At 56.8% G+C, this 17,636-nt stretch carries 18 protein-coding genes and 2 pseudogenes; 11 read left to right on the forward strand and 9 right to left on the reverse strand.

What is annotated here, in order from left to right; genetic code table 11:
- The first annotated feature begins 57 nt into the window (after window positions 1–57).
- The 3 genes from HMPREF3153_RS04990 to HMPREF3153_RS05000 all read left to right on the forward strand — a co-directional run bounded on the left by HMPREF3153_RS04990 (window position 58) and on the right by HMPREF3153_RS05000 (window position 3,640).
- Complete coding sequence (locus HMPREF3153_RS04990; protein ID WP_070420203.1) at window positions 58–1,365, forward strand: M20/M25/M40 family metallo-hydrolase; 1,308 nt, start codon at window positions 58–60, stop codon at window positions 1,363–1,365.
- A gap of 107 nt (window positions 1,366–1,472) precedes the next feature.
- Window positions 1,473–2,615 carry an HNH endonuclease signature motif containing protein gene (locus tag HMPREF3153_RS04995; protein ID WP_070420204.1) on the forward strand — a complete coding sequence of 381 codons (1,143 nt, stop codon included), beginning with the start codon at window positions 1,473–1,475 and terminating at the stop codon, window positions 2,613–2,615.
- 368 nt (window positions 2,616–2,983) lie between these two features.
- Window positions 2,984–3,640 (forward strand): hypothetical protein, encoded by a 657-nt coding sequence (locus HMPREF3153_RS05000; RefSeq protein WP_070420205.1) that lies wholly within the window; start codon window positions 2,984–2,986, stop codon window positions 3,638–3,640.
- Here HMPREF3153_RS05000 and HMPREF3153_RS05005 read toward each other — a convergent pair.
- From HMPREF3153_RS05005 to HMPREF3153_RS05015, 3 genes are read right to left on the reverse strand one after another with little or no spacing between them, the layout of a single operon-like run.
- The gene (locus HMPREF3153_RS05005) at window positions 3,637–3,861 is read right to left on the reverse strand and encodes a helix-turn-helix transcriptional regulator (RefSeq protein WP_049062476.1); all 225 of its coding nucleotides are present in this window, start codon (window positions 3,859–3,861) and stop codon (window positions 3,637–3,639) included. The genes HMPREF3153_RS05000 and HMPREF3153_RS05005 overlap by 4 nt on opposite strands.
- Window positions 3,862–3,863: 2 nt before the next feature.
- On the reverse strand, window positions 3,864–4,685 hold the full coding sequence (locus HMPREF3153_RS05010) for an ABC transporter permease (protein ID WP_070420206.1): 822 nt from the start codon (window positions 4,683–4,685) through the stop codon (window positions 3,864–3,866).
- Window positions 4,685–5,536 (reverse strand): ABC transporter ATP-binding protein, encoded by an 852-nt coding sequence (locus tag HMPREF3153_RS05015; RefSeq protein WP_070420207.1) that lies wholly within the window; start codon window positions 5,534–5,536, stop codon window positions 4,685–4,687. Before HMPREF3153_RS05015 ends, HMPREF3153_RS05010 begins: the two co-directional genes overlap by 1 nt.
- A gap of 96 nt (window positions 5,537–5,632) precedes the next feature.
- Here HMPREF3153_RS05015 and HMPREF3153_RS05020 point away from each other — a divergent pair, with 96 nt between their 5' ends.
- Window positions 5,633–6,028, forward strand: coding sequence for an NUDIX hydrolase (locus HMPREF3153_RS05020; RefSeq protein WP_070420208.1), 396 nt, complete (start codon window positions 5,633–5,635; stop codon window positions 6,026–6,028).
- Window positions 6,029–6,116: 88 nt separating this feature from the next.
- On the forward strand, window positions 6,117–6,602 hold the full coding sequence (locus tag HMPREF3153_RS05025; protein WP_070420209.1) for a hypothetical protein: 486 nt from the start codon (window positions 6,117–6,119) through the stop codon (window positions 6,600–6,602).
- A gap of 97 nt (window positions 6,603–6,699) precedes the next feature.
- Here HMPREF3153_RS05025 and HMPREF3153_RS05030 read toward each other — a convergent pair whose 3' ends face one another.
- The 4 genes from HMPREF3153_RS05030 to HMPREF3153_RS05045 are packed head-to-tail and all read right to left on the reverse strand — an operon-like array spanning window position 6,700 to window position 10,410.
- Complete coding sequence (locus tag HMPREF3153_RS05030; RefSeq protein ID WP_070420210.1) at window positions 6,700–7,311, reverse strand: lipase family alpha/beta hydrolase; 612 nt, start codon at window positions 7,309–7,311, stop codon at window positions 6,700–6,702.
- 23 nt (window positions 7,312–7,334) lie between these two features.
- Window positions 7,335–8,741 (reverse strand): DUF5129 domain-containing protein, encoded by a 1,407-nt coding sequence (locus HMPREF3153_RS05035; protein WP_168161715.1) that lies wholly within the window; start codon window positions 8,739–8,741, stop codon window positions 7,335–7,337.
- Entirely contained in the window at window positions 8,738–9,379 is a 642-nt protein-coding gene (locus HMPREF3153_RS05040) for a response regulator transcription factor (RefSeq protein WP_070420212.1), read from the reverse strand. Before HMPREF3153_RS05040 ends, HMPREF3153_RS05035 begins: the two co-directional genes overlap by 4 nt.
- A complete protein-coding gene (locus HMPREF3153_RS05045) occupies window positions 9,376–10,410 on the reverse strand; it encodes a sensor histidine kinase (protein WP_070420213.1) in 1,035 nt (344 codons plus the stop codon). Before HMPREF3153_RS05045 ends, HMPREF3153_RS05040 begins: the two co-directional genes overlap by 4 nt.
- A 111-nt stretch (window positions 10,411–10,521) precedes the next feature.
- Here HMPREF3153_RS05045 and HMPREF3153_RS05050 point away from each other — a divergent pair, with 111 nt between their 5' ends.
- A complete protein-coding gene (locus HMPREF3153_RS05050; RefSeq protein WP_005530582.1) occupies window positions 10,522–11,118 on the forward strand; it encodes an ATP-binding cassette domain-containing protein in 597 nt (198 codons plus the stop codon).
- Window positions 11,102–12,313, forward strand: coding sequence for an FtsX-like permease family protein (locus HMPREF3153_RS05055; RefSeq protein WP_070420214.1), 1,212 nt, complete (start codon window positions 11,102–11,104; stop codon window positions 12,311–12,313). The genes HMPREF3153_RS05050 and HMPREF3153_RS05055 overlap by 17 nt, the downstream gene beginning before the upstream one ends.
- Here the strand turns inward: HMPREF3153_RS05055 and HMPREF3153_RS05060 are convergent.
- On the reverse strand, window positions 12,282–12,959 hold the full coding sequence (locus HMPREF3153_RS05060; protein ID WP_141740920.1) for a hypothetical protein: 678 nt from the start codon (window positions 12,957–12,959) through the stop codon (window positions 12,282–12,284). The genes HMPREF3153_RS05055 and HMPREF3153_RS05060 overlap by 32 nt on opposite strands.
- Window positions 12,960–12,973: 14 nt before the next feature.
- Window positions 12,974–14,368, reverse strand: a complete 1,395-nt coding sequence (locus HMPREF3153_RS05065; RefSeq protein WP_070420216.1) for a peptide MFS transporter — start codon at window positions 14,366–14,368, stop codon at window positions 12,974–12,976.
- A 34-nt stretch (window positions 14,369–14,402) separates the two neighbouring features.
- Between HMPREF3153_RS05065 and HMPREF3153_RS05070 the strand changes: the two genes are divergently transcribed.
- From HMPREF3153_RS05070 to HMPREF3153_RS13010, 4 genes and pseudogenes are all read left to right on the forward strand, one after another.
- Window positions 14,403–15,644, forward strand: a complete 1,242-nt coding sequence (locus HMPREF3153_RS05070) for an adenosylmethionine--8-amino-7-oxononanoate transaminase (RefSeq protein ID WP_070420217.1) — start codon at window positions 14,403–14,405, stop codon at window positions 15,642–15,644.
- A complete protein-coding gene (gene bioD, locus HMPREF3153_RS05075) occupies window positions 15,641–16,288 on the forward strand; it encodes a dethiobiotin synthase (RefSeq protein ID WP_049151465.1) in 648 nt (215 codons plus the stop codon). The genes HMPREF3153_RS05070 and bioD overlap by 4 nt, the downstream gene beginning before the upstream one ends.
- Before the next feature lie 439 nt (window positions 16,289–16,727).
- Window positions 16,728–17,054 (forward strand): annotated as a pseudogene (locus HMPREF3153_RS12410) (transposase); the annotation flags it as partial.
- 77 nt (window positions 17,055–17,131) lie between these two features.
- Window positions 17,132–17,636, forward strand: a pseudogene (locus HMPREF3153_RS13010) (transposase); the annotation flags it as partial.

Consider the following 17,636-nt stretch of genomic DNA (forward strand, 5'->3'; position numbering starts at 1 on the left):
ATCAATGCACTCTAAAACCGGAAGAGCCATTTTATCGCACCGACTACCCTCAAACGCATGACGCTTTACGACGACACCCTCGCCCTCCTGCAAGAACTCATCCGCAATGCGTGCGTTAACGACCTCACGCCGGACTCCGGCAACGAGGTGCGCAACTCCGATACCTTGGAGAAGTTCTTCGAGGGAACTGACGTCGAGATCGCGCGCTACGAGTCCCACCCGGGCCGCGTTTCCATCGTGGTCACCGTACCCGGCGATCCAGAAAAGGAGCCGCTTACCCTCATGGGACACACGGATGTGGTTCCCGTTGATGAGCCGAAATGGACCAAGCCGCCTTTCGACGCCCTCATCGAAGACGGCAAGCTCTACGGCCGCGGTGCGGTGGACATGCTCTTTATTACTGCATCCATGGCGGCGGTCACCCGCAAGATTGCCCAGGAGGGCAACCCAGGCGGCACCCTGGCATTCGTGGGCATGGCCGACGAAGAAGCCCGCGGCGGGCTCGGCGTGAAGTTCATGTCAGAGCAGCACCCGGATGCGTTTTCGTGGAAGAACTGCCTGTCCGAGACCGGCGGCAGCCACCTACCCGGCGCGCTCGGCTTCAACGTTGGCGAGAAGGGTGCTGGCCAGCGCCGCCTGCACGTTCACGGCGACGCCGGCCACGGATCCACGCCCTATGGCAAGGACTTTGCAATTTTGAAGATCGGCGAGGTCGCACGCCGCATCGCCGCTGCTGAACCGCCGGTTGCTTCGAATGAGATCTGGGAGGGGTTCGTCAAGACCTTCAAATTCGATCCAGAAACAGAAGCGGCACTAATGGCAGGTACCGGCGATTACTCGAAGTTCGGCGATCTTGCCGCGTACGCTCACGCGTTTAGCCACACCACCATCGCCGAGACCGTCCTGCGTGCTGGTGGCGCAATCAACGTGCTGCCTTCCCACGCCTACCTGGAGATGGATATCCGCCCCTTCCCAGGCCAGACCCAGGATGAGCTCGATAACTTCCTGCGCGAGGCACTAGGAGATCTTGCTGACGAGGTTGAAATCGAGCACCTCATCACCGAGGACGCCACCCAGTCCTCCACCGATACGAAGCTCTGGCACGCGATTGAGGCAACCTCCAAAGAGTTTTTCCCCGATAAAGATGTGGTTCCAGTCCACGCCACGGGTGGTTCCGATCTGCGTTTCGCGCGCCGTATGGGCGGCAACGCCTATGGCTTTGCCATGCATGCCGAAGCCCGCGATATGGCGAGCGCCAACTCCCAGCTACACAGCCACGACGAGCATCTTTATCTCGAGGATTTGGAGCTTACAGTGCGCGCTTATGACTCACTTGTAACGCGGTTCCTTTCTTCCGAAAAGTAGGGCACTACCTGGGAAAAGTCGGCGCCGAAAAGCCGTGTCCGGGGCATGTTTTAAAGTGTGATTCGTAAGTTCGTTCGAAACACTTTAACGGTGAGGAACCTCTTGCTATGAAAGTGCCCTACCACTCTCACACCAACCCCGAAGACGAAATAGCCCAAGCCGCCGCGCAAATCCGGCATGCAGAACTGCGCTTCTGGCGCGAACATCTGCCGGAATTCGATAACGATATTGAGCTTGCGGTGCAGAGAATGTTTTCTGCCACCGGTGTTAGCCCGGCGCGCATATCCAAAATTTTCATGGCTTTAGATCGCCTCGAATCCATGCCAGAACTACATGCTCTCCAAGAGCGCTATCTCCACCTGGATTTAGATCGGCTTATCGCCATCAACGAGTCCTTAGACAAGCTTGGGGAACCGCTTCCCGGCGCCCTCGCCCGCATCGACGCTGGCATCACCAAGTACCTCACACCAAAGCGTGCGAACCAAGTCCCGCCCACGCAAGCAAATATCAAGCGCAAACTCAATGAGCTCATTAGCGCCGAAGATGACACGATTGCCCTGCAAGATACGCGCCGCCGTGGTCGATACAGCACCGACCCATTCTCCGTAACGCTGGAAGCAGATCCAGAAACCATCGCGAGCATCGACCAGGCGGTACGCGCCTTCGCCGAGGCCGAGCAGATTCCACTCGCCGAGGCCATGACACGCCTCATCCTCGGTGAGGCCCAGCCAAAGGTTATCCTGCACACCTACCAAGCAACTGACATCCCCGGCGCGCCAACCTTCATCCAAGGCCACGGTTGGTCCCGTACTCCCGTTTCCCCTTCGGAGGTCCACGAGCTCGACCCATACGCCGAGAGCAAGAACTACATCACTCCGGCGAACATTCGAAAATACGTCGAAGGCCGCGACGGCACCTGCCGCTACCCGGGCTGCAACCATCCGGCCTATAAATGCCAGACGGACCATCGCATCAATTTCGCCGACGGTGGCCCAACAACCCCCGCAAATCTTGCTTGCTTGTGCCAACACCACCACAACATCAAAACAGATGGCACAGCGTTCTACATCATGGACCCATACACCGGGGATATCTTCTGGCTCTTCGAAGATGGGACGTGGAAAGCCACCGCGCCCACCGGGCCCATCGCGGAGAAGAACTGGGCGCAGACCTTCGCGCAGGCCATCGCAAGTAGGCGTCGCCGGGCCCACGAGCAGGCCGTTGCTTTAAAGGAGGAGATAAAGAGCTAGTCGCGGTATATTGTGACTCAAATCGCACAATTCAAGGGGGCTCAACCCATGGCCCGCACACTGCTCATTAATTCCGCCCTCGCCGCAATCATCGGAACCACCATCATGGTATTTGCGCACTGCAGCTACTTTATGTTGCTGTCAGTAACGTATCGCTGAGTATCGGCGAAAAGATCCTCATCGGCATTTCCGACCTTGGCGTGCTCACCTTCGCCCCGATGGGTTTCATCTTCCGCGGCAGGTGGAGCGCGGTTGAACAAGAACCGCTGCGAACAAACCTCGTTGGCGGAATCATCGTGCTTGTCGCCTTGATTACAGTGAATATTTGGATCTCTACTTAAAACAAAAATTCCATTTATAATTTTTGCATGAAAAATATCTCTTTCATTCTTATCGCCGCACTTCTTTCTGGTTGCTCCCAGCAAGAACCCGCAGCACCAAAGCCGCCAGTTTCCGCCCACGATCACATTCTCGCCGCAGAAGATGCGCCAGAAGGATACGAATATTCAAACATCAACGAGCTAGTGAGCACCGAAGACCAAGCTCTCACCGAGGACCTCGTCTCCAACGACTCCGAAAAGACCACGACCCCCGAGCAATGCGCACCGCTTGCCACCTCAGCGATGGATTTCATCGCCAAGATTTACAAGAATCCGGATACATTCTCCGCCGCCGATTTCAGCGCTGGAGATATTAATGCCACGGTCTCTCTAAGCACGAACCCAGTGACGCTCCCCTTCCCCGCTGACCTCGCTGAATGTGCTTCCTTTTCCAATGACGTCAGCGGAATCGTCAGCGATTACTCCACCACGCCACTCGATTTGCAGATAGAAGGCGCCGAGAACCTGCAGGCCGCAAAGGTAACCATCGAGAACGCTGGGAATCCACTAGTCAGCGAGCCCGGGGAGAGCGAATTCGTGGCGCACGCGCTTGTCGACGACGCCGTCGTCAGCGTCAGCTCGCACGATGAACAAGCACTCCGCCAACTCATGGAAAAGCAAGTAAATAAGGTGGCAAACCGCTAAGACAACGGCGGGAATTCATCCAAGGAAAAAACGGATTCCACCGACACTCCAAAATACTGCGCGATACGCAAAGCAAGATGCAACGACGGTGCAGACTCGCCGCGCTCTAGGTAACCAATCGTCTGATAGTGAATGCCTAGGGCCTCGGCGAGTTCACGTCGGCTGATTCGCCGGTCAGTACGCATCACAGCGATGCGGTTGTGAACTATGTCTTCAGTCATTTCTAAATTCCGATTTGGGCCCGAGTCTTGGATTGGATATTGGCGAGGGAGCCAAAAGTCTCCTTGCGGAAGCTATAGCGTAGCAAGGCAATAACAACTATAAATCCAACGATGATCCAAGTAAGAAGAACCCCCACAGCTAGCACAGGTGTGAATTCTCCGCCGTACTCCCACTGCGCAGGATTATCCGAGATCCACCGCGATAGGTGTCCGGACCAGTAGAAGGGCAGGATGAGCTGCGGAATCTGTATCCACCGTGGGAAGTCCCCAATGGAGAAGTAGCTACCGTTGGTCACAAACAATGCCAAAACGATGGCATAGCCAATGAGCTGTGAATATGCCCCACGCATGAACGCGCCAAACACCAGCCCCAGTGGTGCTGCTGCAATGTTTGAGAGCAACGCAATGACCAGCATTGGGATAATTCGCGACCACGAGATCACCAGGTTCGGCAGAATGAAGAACGCGGCGAAGAGCATCAAGGTTTGCATGATAAATACCACGCCGACGCAGGAGAAGGTCTTACCGATTGCCCAAACCCAAGAACCGTTCGGCAGCATTCGGGCACGCACCAAGGCGCCGCCTAATCTGTCGCTATAGAACTCGGCAGCAATCTGCATAACCACGAACGTCGAGAAGCTGCCCACCAGCCCCGCAAGAACGACGGAGGAAGTAGCAGTTTGCTCGATCATCTCCTGCGAGGCCTGACGCACCATCACTACGATGAAAAGGACTGGTCCTAGGACCATGAATAGGCCAACGCCTACCAGCTGTGGACGGATGTCACTTGCCGCCTGCCGAAGCGCTGCTTTCAAGACTTTCATTACTGTTCCCCATTCTTTTTAACGATGGAAAGGTAGGCATCCTCTAGCGTCGGACGCGTCACGGTTAATTCAGAGATCGAACTAAGAGGAAGGCTCTGCAGAAATTTCTCTGGCGTTTCCGTGGAATGAACGTTGCGCACCCCATCTGCAACCCAGGAGACCTCCGCAGTTCCCAAATGCGCCGAGCGCAGCTGCATAGGGCTGCCGTTTGCTAAGACTTTTCCCTCACCCAAGATGATGATTCTGCTGGCGAGCTTTTCTGCTTCGGCGAGATCGTGGGTGGTCATAAGGACCGCGGTGGAACGATCCACGTGGTCCATGATTACGTCATGCATTTGCGTCTTCGAAACCGGATCGAGGCCAGTCGTCGGCTCATCTAGGAGTAACAACTCAGGCCCACCGATGAGCGCTGCCGCAAAATCTAGGCGACGCCGCTCGCCACCGGACAGGCTCGAAATCTTCTGATTTTCCTTATCCCCTAAAGACGCCAACTCAAGCGCCTGCTCAACTCCCATTGCTGCCGGTGAGTGGGTTTCATGGATGCCGGCAACCCATGCCAATTGGTCCTTGACACGCCACTTGGGGTGGTCGGACCAATTCTGCTGAACCAAACCCACACGAGACCAGAACCCGGCCTTTACCCGGCGAGGATCCTGCCCGAAAACACAAACCCTGCCGGCAGTTGGAGTCAACGTGCCCACAATATTTTCCAGCAGCGTGGTCTTTCCCACACCGTTTGGGCCAAGCAAGCACACCACCTCGCCCGAGTCAACATGCAAGTCCACTCCGCCCAGAACTTTCTTTGCGGCATAGGAGAAAGCCAGGCTGTCAATCTCAATCACTCGAGTCATAACACTTCCTTTAGTTTAATCATCACTAAGGAAGATAGCACATGTACTACATATTGGAAAAGGGAGGTTACTTCATGCCCTGATAAGCTCGTCTCCATGCCAACACCAGAAATTCACGTAAGCGCTGTCATTTTCCACAACTCAGAAGGCCATGTTCTTTGCGTGCGAAAGAAAAACACCAGCGCGTTTCAGTTTCCGGGTGGTAAACCAGACCCCGACGAAACGCCCCTCCAAGCTGCAGTGCGCGAGGTAAGAGAGGAAATTGGCGTCACGCTTGATGGTGCCCTACTTAGCCCACGTGGCACCTTCCGCGCAGCCGCCGCCAACGAGAAAAATCATGAGGTCATTGCAGATGTCTTCAGCTATCCATCCCCTGTCATCCCAAACATTGCAGCGGAGATTGCCGAGTACGCATGGATAGATTTGGCCGAACCTCACGTTGAACTCGCACCGCTTCTGAAAACCCCTGCACTACGCAAGAAGCATTGTTAAATTGCGGTCATGAGCAGCACCGTGCGATATGTTGGAGTTGCTGTCTTTGGCCGAGTAAACCTTCCACTTACTGCACTTTCATGACACAATGGCCTGCATGAGCAAAGTACGTAAGTCCGCACTGTTGACTGCAGCCACCGCAATCACCGTTTCCCTTGCCACCCCAGCCGCCTCCGCCGACATGGTGGATAACTACCTCGCGAAGGTTCCTGCGGGCCAGATCTCCTGCGATCAGGCAAGCCGCTATTACACCAACGCTTCCGACTACAACTCCAAGAAGTCCCAAGCACTCGCCGCTGCTAATTTCCACCCGCGTGGTGGCGAAATCCGCGATGCCATCGCGCGCGCGGATGAAGCAATCGCGCGTTGTGGTCTAAATGGTGGTGCTCCAGCCCCAGCTCCAAAACCAGCACCTGCCCCAGCAAACGTGATTTCGGTTGGTGTGGTTCCGGGTCAGCCTACAGTTGATGTGCCGGTTGGCCCGCAGGTCTTCCGCATTCCGGACATCAACAAGATCATCCAGGATCTGTTCTCCCAGGCACAGTCCCAGGTTTCGCAGCTTTCTTCCTTCTAGGAGGACAGAAAGTACTCGTCCGCGTGCAGGCGAACCACTCGCGGCAGGTAGCGCACTTGTTTGCCACGACGTCGACAAGCGAGTGCCCCATGAATCATTAGCGGGTAAGACCCCGCATAATCTGATCGAGCGCGCAAGAATCGTGCGGCAGATCCGGATGCGCGGCTGGGGCCTCACAGACGTCGCCCAAGCTGACGTTTTCAACGTCGGCGCCTGGTACCGCAGTAAGCTTCGAGGTTTCGTTCGGCGTGACGGTGGTATCCGCCGGGCTATAGATCGAGGTGTACTTAACCCCCGGCGCGGTATCGGGCAGCTTGTTCATTTTCTCAATAAAATCCGAGCCCTGCAGCTGCTGAATGCCGGCCGTCGAGCCGAAGAAGGCAGCCAGCTTCGGCATAGCCTTGGCAATATCGTTCAATGCAGGCCCTATACCGTTCAGCGTAGTGCCGTGATAGTTACCACCCAGTGCAACAACACGGGAGACCTCCTCTGGGGAACTGTAGAGCTGCGTGAAAGTCTTGGTGTGCAGCCCGCCCTGGGAATGGCCCACGAGGTTGACCTTGTCAGAGCCAGTAGCGGACCGAACATATTCGATTTGCTCTGCAATCTCGCTAGCAGAAGCATCAAGATCCCCAATCGCCTTCATGGCCGGGATAGCATTCTGCAACGTGACATCGTCCGCGCCGTAGTCGAATGCCCACACGCACATGTTTTGCTCCTGCAGCCGCGGAATCAGAAACTCGAGGCACCACCAGCGCCGGCGAACCTCGAGCTAAAGTTGCTGCTCACATTGGGTGAAGAAGCTACGGAAGCGCTATTCCATGAGCTGATCGCCATAAAAGGTACGAATCCGTGATAACCCACTCCCGGATAGAAGGAAGGCTCGTCAATACGCGGGCGCGCCGCCAATTCATCCGCTTCGTTTTCCTTTTGTAACTGCGTTTGGATCTGCCCAAAGAGCGTGGCTGCGCGCTCCACTAGCTCGAGGTAACGATCCATAAATTCAGGCGCGGCCGCATCGATCTCCTCGGAAACGGCAATCAGTCGGGATGCTTCTTCCGCGACCCCGCCCGTGGATTCCGTGCGCGCCTCAATCAGGTCCTTGCGTAGCTCATAGAGTTCCTTGCGGCGCGCGTTAACGTCAGCATGCTCGACGGCATACAGACGGTCGATGTTGTGTTCTGCGGTATCTACGCGGTCACAAATGGATTTCGCTTCCTCGATTCCACTCGCCGCCTGTTCGAATTCCTCGTCGGAAGACTGCTCGTTCAGGCTGGCAAAAGGGCTAACTTTATCGTCGAGATTGAGGAACTCGTCGCGCAATTGCTCCCATTCCTCGCGCATCCGGGCGTCGACAAGCGCTGATTGCAAAGAGTGCGCACGCACGTCGATGGCATTCAAGCGTTGAGCGATATCCCCATAAGCCCGTGAAACGTATTTCCAATCCTCACGGGCGGTCGCAATACGCTGCGCTTTCCGACGCCGCGTAGCGCCCACCGCAGCCACGATTCCTCCGGCAGCCGCACCTGCGCCGAAACCACCAAAGCCAATACCGAGACCGCGGTTAGCCTTAGCATCGGAATAAAGCTCCTCACTGACCTTGTCTGCATCGGCAGCATAGTCAGCGCCAGCGAAAAGACCTGCCGGGATATTTCCTGCCTTCACGCCCGGTTTGATCTCTTCGATTGCGTCTTCCAAATGACCATCTTCTAGTTCCAGGGACAGGTCCTTCCCCACATCGTTGCCCGCGAAGATGAAAGCCTGACGTGGATCGAGGCCCACGCCAACGAAGAGCTGGCCATCGGTGAAATGGTCATCGCCAATGAGGTCTGGGTGATTATCGCGTAGATACTCTTCGACGGAATCTTCTACCTCGTCCTTGTTCTTTTTGAAGACAAGGTAGTTCAGCTGCTTGACCGGAGCCGCGAAGTGGATTCGCTCAACGTCACGACGCATGCGTGCTTCGTCATCGGGGTTTAAGACATCTTCGGGATCCATGATCTCGACCCTGACGTCTGCGGACCGCTCGACGGAATAATCTGCTTGCTCCGGAGATTCCACAAGCGTAGCAGCGCCGAAAGCAGTGCCGCCGCCAACCAAAAGCGCTGCTGCTGCAGATGCCGCCAGAATCTTTTTCATTCCAATCTCCATTCTCGCTTGGTGCGCAGCCATGCCAGGACTGCCTTGACGCGGCGGTTTTCGTCTTCGGGGCTGAACCCGAGCTTCGTGAAAACATTCGCCACGTGCTTGCTTACTGCACCGGCAGTGAGCACGAGCTTGCCTTCGATCTCGCGATTGCTGGCGCCTTGTGCCATCAAGGCTAGTACCTCGCGTTCTCGGGGCGTTAGCTTATCGACGCCCATCTTCCGGGAGGAGAGCAAAGTGCTCACGACTTCCGGATCTACCACGGTGCCACCTGCAGAGACCGTATCCAGTGCATGGATGAACTCATCCACATCGGCGATTCTTTCCTTGAGAAGATAGCCGAATCCGCCGTGTTCGATGAGCCCGTCCAGGTAGCTGGCGGCGACGTATTGGCTCAACACCACGACGGGCTGCTCGGGCGTACGTTTGCGAATCTCATTGACTGCTCGCAGGCCGTCGTCCTGCAAAAGCGGCGGCATCCTGACGTCGGTGACAATGATGTCGAATCCTTCTGCCGCAGCACGCAATTGATCAGCATCTTCGACCGTGGTGACCTCATGGCCCAAGGAACGCAGGAGTTGTTCGATTGCCGCACGCAGCAGGGCGGAGTCTTCAGCAAGCAGAATTTTCATGGCAGTTTCATCCTTAACCGTGCGCCCTGATCAGTGTCTTCTAGTTTCACGCTTCCGCCCAGGGCTATGGCGCGCTCTTCCAGGCCGGCGATGCCGGTTCCCTCGCCTGCGGTTAACCCGTGCCCGTTATCGGTGATGGAAATCTTTATCCCTTCTCGGTAGTCCAGCTTCACAGTTGCTGCGGTGGCCTCACCGTGCTTTACGGCGTTGGTTAGTCCCTCTGCCACGCAGTGATATGCCAACAAGGCGCTGGTTTCATCAAGGGAGCGTTCTTCGCCTTTGCATTCGAGGGTGGTCTCCAGCCCGGAATGGACGAGGAGTTCTTCGAGAGCCGCAATCAGGCCATTATCGAAGAGGACCTGCGGTGCGATGCCACGGACCGTGTCGCGCAAGGCAGAGAGAGCAAGGCTGGCGTTGTGGTCGGCGGCGTCGAGAGCCGCGGTGTCTCCCCTTTTCGCCGCGGCTAGGTTGAGCTTGAGCGCGGTGAGGTACTGCTGCGGGCCGTCGTGTAGCTCCCGTTCGATGCGGCGGCGCTCGCCGGAGAAGGCGTCGATAAGCGTGGCTCGCGCATCGCTCTCCAACGCCAGGCGAGTGGTGCTCACGGAAAGAAAGGTCAAAAACTTCGCGCCAAAGATAAGGACCAGCAAGCACAGGCAGCCAAACGTCCAGCTCACCACGATAGCCAGGGCTCGATTTTCAATGACGAGGCTACCGATGTTGAACCTATCCGTGAAGAAAGGAGCGATGAAGAATACCACCGTCATAACCCCCACGAACAGCCACAACGCCATGCTCAAAATCGAGAGCAAAAGCTGAATCAGAAGGTGATAGAACTGCTGCCAATCAAACCAGCGATGTGGGGTGCGGTAGCGAATCTTCACGCCCAACCACCGTGCGCCGCCGCGGGTAATGACGGCCATGAGGGACGCAACGAGCGGAATCCACGGCAGCATGACAACGGAAACCACAGCAGCGGGAATACACAGCAGCGCTAGCACTAGATTCCACGCCACGGATTTGAAAGTTGCCATAGAGTACAACCCTAATCCGCACTTCGGACACACGCAGTGGAGCTAGCTCCCCTAAATTTCTGGGAGTCTTCCCCATCGGAATACCGCGCCTTTCAACGTGAAATCGAAAGCATGACACTCATCGCAAAAAATCTCACGAAGAAATACGGCAAGAATCTGGTGCTAGACCACCTCTCGCTGCGCATTGAACCGGGCGAGTTCGTGGCCATCATGGGCCCTTCCGGAAGCGGCAAGTCAACGCTCCTCGGCCTGCTTTCTGGCCTCGACAAACCTACAACCGGCAAGGTAAATGCACCGGGGCGCAAGCACCGCGCTTTCGTGTTCCAAGACTATAACCTCCTGGAATCGCTTAACGCCCAGCAGAACGCGGAACTTACGGCGAAGTTCTCCGGCCGTAAATGCAGCCCGGCGAAGCTGCACCAGACCTTTGAGAGCTTGGGCATCGGCGGGCTGGAAAAGCGCTTACCGGCACAGCTTTCGGGCGGACAGCAGCAACGCGTCGCGGTGGCGCGAGCATTGCTTGCCGACGCCCCCTTCATCTTCGCCGACGAGCCCACCGGTGCGTTGGACGACGACACGGCGGACGTGGTCATGGATCATCTCGTCCGCGTACCCAGCACGGTGGTAATGGTCACCCACTCGCACGCGGCCGCCGCGAAGGCCGATCGCATCTACAAGCTGGAGGAACACCATGTCCGTATGGCTTAAGGATCTGCACAGCAATTGGCCTTCCTGGCTGGCGGTGGCGCTGACGTGTTTTATCTCCGGAATGGGATTTTCGCTCGCCGTAGCGCTCATTAACGCAACCGGTGATGACACAACTTCTCTGGGCGGAACCATCCTCGGGCTGGCTATCTGCTCCAATATTCTCGTCATTTTCTCGCAGATGAAGCTCATCATCGACGAGCACATCCACATCTACCGCAGCTGGCGCATGGTGGGCATGCCCAATTGGCTCATCTTTGTACTCGTGCTGGGTCAGATTGCGGCGGTCTCTACGTGCGGTGCGATTCCTGGTGCCTTTTGCGCTACATTTCTCACGGACTTCGCACTCGATGCTTTGCACCGCGACAACATTCGAGTGGACAGTATCTCCGTGACGATGGGCGGTGTTGTGCTAGCTAGTGCGGTGTGCGTACTTGCCGCAGTACTCGGTGGATTCTTGTCATTGCGGCGCATCTACCGTTCAGGTATGCCTCGGTGGACGGCCGCTAGATGCGCACTCGCCTTCGTCCTCGGCGCTGGGATCTTATTTGCCTGCACCTTGATCGAAGATCCGATAGATGCAATGTCCGCGTGTTTGGGCCTTATCCCCTTGTTCGCATTCCTGGTTCCATGGATGTTGCCACTGCTTATGCAATGGACCCGACCTGTCGGCATCGCTGGCGCGAACGTGCGCGTACGCAGCAACTTCACCGCACCACATATCATGCCGTGGATCTTATTCGGCGGCCTCATCATCGCCGTGGGCTCAGGCTTCCGCGCCGTATTGAGCATGGAGGAGGAGGTTACGTTGTCGCCGTGGCAGGTGTTCGTAGTGGTACTCGGGCCGACGATCGCGCCGAGCGTGATGGCGGCGTTTACTACTTCGCTGTTAATGCGCAAGCGGATCGCTCACGACGCAGGGGCGCTAACTTTGGCGGGCGCTGCCAGGAACAGCATTTTCCGGGTACAAATCGGTGAAGCCTTCGCGCTGACAGCAACCACGACGGGATTACTGTCCGCGCTCACGCTCTTCATCGTCTTGCTCATGAACCACGGGATGACAGGAGAATACGCGCTCACCGGCTTCTGGTGGCAGGCATTACTTGTGCAAGCTTGCGTGATGTTTATAGGCCTTTCCGGCTTCAAATGCGCGTTGGCCACAAACTTTAGGGATACAGCTGCACATTTCCGTCCGTGAAGGACTTGTACTGCTCAATGTCTCCGCCAACTGGGACCAATTGATAATCTTCAACCTCTAGTCGCACGCGTGCGGTTTCGGTAATTCCCTCTGCGGTAGTACGTCCGCGATTGCCCACGGTGAGCTCGATTTCATCGTCTCCCACCATGGAAGCTTCTTCCACGGAAGCGGCGGTAATACCGTGGCCGCCGACCAATTCGCCCTCGGACCAAATGAGGATTCCGTCTGCGATTGATGCACCCGTTCCGGCAGGACCGTTTTCGTCACCTAAGGCGCCACTCAGTACAGCGTAGCTAATCTCCGCGCACGGATCATAGGCGCCGTCAATGACCGTGTAGTGGAACTTGAAATCATCTTCATTCGTATTGAGGACACCCTTTGCGCCGTTGGCGAATCGCTTCTGCAAATCAGAGCCGCCGTCCGCGCACTTTTCCTTTTCATTTTCTTTATTTTCCGCAGTTACCGTCTCGGTGACTACCCGCTGCGGGTCTGCTTGCTGCTGGGTCTGTTCTGTGGACTCGGTTTGTTGTTCGGTGGTCGCACGGAAGACCGGCTTCGGAGAATCGCTTTCGGATTCCGATGAACAACCGGTAACGCTCAACGCGACTACAGCTACAGCACTCGAAACAGCAACGAATTTCCTCATGATTTCACGATAGGTCACTGCTTGCTTTTGTAAATGGCGCCGCCAACAATCACCGGCACTAGTCCCACCACAATGAGGTAATAAAGCTCCGTTTCTGAGGAATAGAGGGTGGACAAACTGCCTGCTAGAGAAGTTCCGATAGCCAAGGAAAGAAAGAACAACGCGGAAAAGCGTGTGGCAAAGGCAGCCGGCGCGTGGATCGCAGTGGCAGCCATTCCGATGGGGCCAATGAAAAGCTCGCCCAAGCTCATAAACAGGATGCAGCCTACAAGCGCTAGGAACGGAACCGAACTTGCCCCGGTAAAGGGAACCAACACCAGCATTCCCATGCCCGCCAACGCGAGTCCGCCGCCCATGAGGTGGTTACGGTTGCGGTGTTTGGTTAAAAGGCGGGCGATGGGAAAGGTAAATACCAAGATAAAAAGAGGGTTGAGGGACTGCGTCCAAGCAGCGGGCACTTCAAAGCCAGCGATGGTGCGATCTAGGCGCTGCTCTGAATAAACGGCAAAGACGCCATAGGCCTGGGACTGCAGCGTCCAATACGTAGTTGACGCAATAAATAGCGGAATGAAAGCTCGTACTTTTTGTCTTTCTGCAGCACTTACCCGTGGCGAGGTGAGCACGGTGACAAAGAGCCCAAGGGCGGTTGCGACCGTGGCTATGAGCAGCACATAAGCCAAACGATCGGGATTTCTCAAGCCCCACACCGCAGCGACGATAACCAGTACAGAGGCGATAAGTACCTTGAGCTGTGTCTGCGGCGCAGCAGGGTTTGCAGGCTGGGTAATAAACTCGCGGGATTTAGCGCTGAGACTGCCGAGCATTCGCCTGCGTAACGCCAAATAGTTCACGCATCCTACGACCATTAGCAACGCCGCGGCGCCGAAGCCCACGTGAAAGCCACGGGTCTCAGCCAGCCAGCCGGTCAGCATGGGCCCCAAGAAAGCGCCGATGTTGATGCCTAGGTAGAAGATTTGGAAAGGCGGTCCCGCGGACGTCGGAAATGCCGCGCCTAAAATGGTGATCGCTGCGGTCTTGAGCAACCCGGAGCCCAGCGCCAAGGGGAAAAGCCCGGCGAAGAGGCCCACGAACCCAGGAATTAGGGAAAGCGAGAGATGGCCGCCGATAAGCAGCGCTGCGCCGGCTAGCAAGGTGCGTTCAGCGCCCAGAACGCGATCAGAAACCCACCCACCGGCGAAGGTGAATAAGTAGAGCATCGCGCCATAAGCACCTACCAATGCGGTGGCCTCACTTTGCTCCAGCCCCAGGCCGGCTGTGTGGTCATAGAGGTAATAGAACAGGATGGCTTGCATGCCGTAGAAGCTGAATCGCTCCCACATTTCCACGCCAGCGATGGCTGGCAGCGTGGGAGCTACACCCAGTCTTGAACGTTGTTCAATTACAGTCATGAAATGAGATTATAGCTGTGGTAGAGATAATTCCATGCCTTTTTTGAACAGTGTTCAAGTCGCTGCGATCGACTCCACCCACATCTGGCACCCCTATGCCGCGCCCGGCGCGCCAGCCTTGCAGGTACTGCGCACCGATGGTGCCTATTTAGAACTCGCGAATGGCCAACGCGTCATCGACGGCATGAGCTCTTGGTGGGCGGCATGCCACGGCCATTCACACCCGCGGCTGGTGGCGGCGGCGAAGGATCAGATCGATAGGTTCAGCCACGTCATGTTCGGCGGGCTTACTCATGAACCGGCGGCGCGGCTTACCGCAAACCTCCTGGAGTTGACCAACCACCAGTACGCGCAGGTCTTCTACTCAGATTCCGGATCCGTCGCGGTGGAAGTGGCGGTAAAAATGGCGCTGCAGTGCTCGCCGCCCGGCCGCACCAAGCTTTTGACCTGGTGCTCGGGCTATCACGGCGATACCTTCACGGCGATGAGCGTATGCGATCCGGAAGGCGGCATGCACTCTATGTGGAAGGGCATCCTTGCCGAGCAGATCTTTGCCCCAGCTCCACCCACGGAAGGCGCCTCGGCTAAGCAGCGGGCGGAATACTTGGATAAGTTCGAGTCCTTTATCACCGAAGAAGTCGCCGCGGTCATCATCGAACCCGGTGTGCAGGGCGCGGGCGGAATGCGCTTCCACGACCTAGAGCTGGTCGCAGGCGTGCGGGAGCTATGCGATAAGCACGGAATCTTGCTCATCGCGGATGAAATCGCCACTGGGTTTGGTCGCGCAGGTGAACTCTTCATGACGCAGGCGGCAGGAATCACGCCCGACATCATGTGCGTGGGCAAGGCGCTAACCGGTGGGTTTATCTCGTTGGCAGCAACCCTGGCCACGCAAAAGGTGGCGGAGACGATGCAGCCACCCGCATTGATGCATGGACCGACGTTCATGGCCAATCCCCTGTCCTGCGCGGTGGCGGCCGAGTCCACCGCCATGATTTCGGAAGGCACCTGGCGCGCGGACGTCGCACGCATTGAGCACGGTTTACGCGCAGGGCTTAGCGAAGCCCCCGGCACCACCCGCGTGCGCGGCGCCATCGGTGTACTGGAAATGGACCATGACGTGGACATGGAAGCGACCACCGCGGCGGCCCTTGAAGAAGGCGTATGGCTGCGCCCATTCGGCAGGCTCATCTACACGATGCCGCCATATATCTGTACCGATGAGGAAGTAGCGCGCATTTGCCGCGCCGTCGTTGCCGCCGGGGAGGTCGCATGATCTATTGCATCACCGGAACCAATACGGATGTGGGAAAGACCATTGCCACAGCGGCCCTGGCCGCGCAGTACCAGGCGGCGGGCAAGCATGTGGTGGTGGCGAAACCGCTGCAAACAGGAGATACGAGCGATTGCGCCACGGTCACACGTCTTACCGGCGTGGAATCCCGGCAATTCAAGCACTATCCGGAGCCTCTAGCGCCGAACCTTTCTGCCCGGCGCGCGGGATTAGCGCAGGCCGAAAAAGAGGAGGTACTGGCGTGGATTCGCAGCATCGATGCAGACGTCGTACTCGTGGAGGGCGCGGGCGGCCTGCTGGTTCGGCTCGCGGATAGCTTCACGCTTGCCGACGTCGCCCGTGACCTCGGCGCCGAGCTTTTCATAGTCACCAGCTTGATGTTGGGCAGCCTCAACGCCGCCGAGCTCACCGTGGAAGCTGCCCGCGCCCGTGGCATTCACGTCAAAGGGCTGGTTGGCGGCATGCTGCCACAAGAGCCGGACCTCGCCACTCGCCTCAATATCGCGGAGCTTCCCAAGGTGACCGGCGTGCCACTGCTCGGCTGTATTCCTACCGGCGCAGGCTCGTTAAGCAAGGAGGAATTCTGCGCCCAAGCGGCGCAGTGGGATCTCTTGGGCGGCATTTAGATCGGCCCACGCAACCGGAAAGGGTCTTTTCATCCAACTGCTCGGGACTTTCATGACTCGGACTCCTCATCCCCTGGAACAATCTTGCTGTCTATGGCACTCAAGATGCAGCCAGCCAAAATGTAACCACTCGCCTGCATATGGGTGGCCCAGTTGCCTCCGCCTCCGGCCACAACCAAAAAGATCATGGAGCCCACAGCAATGAGAGAATAAACAATGAATCGGCCATGCGCACCAAGCCGATATCTCCGCGCAGAAATGACGCTGATGCCCCAGCTGAGCACTAGGAGAATTGCATAAACTAGCCCTCCGGCCGGTTGCGTCCGTTAGCGTGGTGTACGAGTTAGTTCCTGTGATGGGCCCCGATGACAAATAGGGCGACCATCATGGGTACCTTTCGAATCAACTACTACCTATCCTCGAAAGGACGACACCCATAATGGCCGCTGGCCCCCATCATATCGACCCGACCGCGTATCTCGAAGAGCTCCTCACCCAAGCATCACCCGATCTGATGCGCCAGATGCTCGGTGATTTCATCAACCAAATTCTATCTGCCCAAGCTGATACTGTCTGCGGCGCTGACTACGGCACCACCAGCGACAACCGCGTCAACCAACGCAACGGCTACCGCCACCGACTACTGGATACGCGGGTCGGCACCGTCGATGTGGCTATCCCGAAGCTACGCCACGGTTCCTTCTTCCCGGACTGGCTGTTAGAACGACGAACCCGTACCGAACGTGCCTTAACCACCGTGATCGCCACGTGGGACCTGACCCCTTTTTGGTGGACACCTGATATCCAGCCCGGTTGGGTTGGGAAGAAAGGTAATCTACCACCATGCCTAGGTACTCCGAACAGTTCAAACGTGATGCTGTGGCCCTCTATGAAAACAATGAGGACCTCTCGCTGAACGCAGCATCAGCAGAGCTCGGTATCAACCGTGCCTCGCTGCATGCTTGGGTCAAGAAGTACGGCACTGGAAAGCGTGCGCGCATTAAAGCTGTGCATGATAAAGCCCAAGCGGCGAATGATTCCGAACGGATCCGCCAGCTCGAAAAAGAAGTCTCGAAGCTGCGCGAAGAACGCGATATCCTGCGCAAGGCCGCGAAATATTTTGCTTAAAGAGACACGCTGGTGATCCGCTTCCAGTTTGTCTATGACCACCGAACCGAGTACTCGGTCAAGCGGATGTGCCATGTGTTAAAGCTCAATCGCTCCTCGTTCTATAAATGGGTCCAAACCCGTGAAAAGCGTAGGTTAAAGATGTGTTCCGATGCTCTTATTGGTGCAAGAATCAAGGCCATCTTTGATGATGAGCACGGGCTTTATGGTGCTAAACGCA

It is taken from the genome of Corynebacterium sp. HMSC06C06 (assembly GCF_001807295.1).
Classification (GTDB): Bacteria; Actinomycetota; Actinomycetes; order Mycobacteriales; family Mycobacteriaceae; genus Corynebacterium; species Corynebacterium striatum.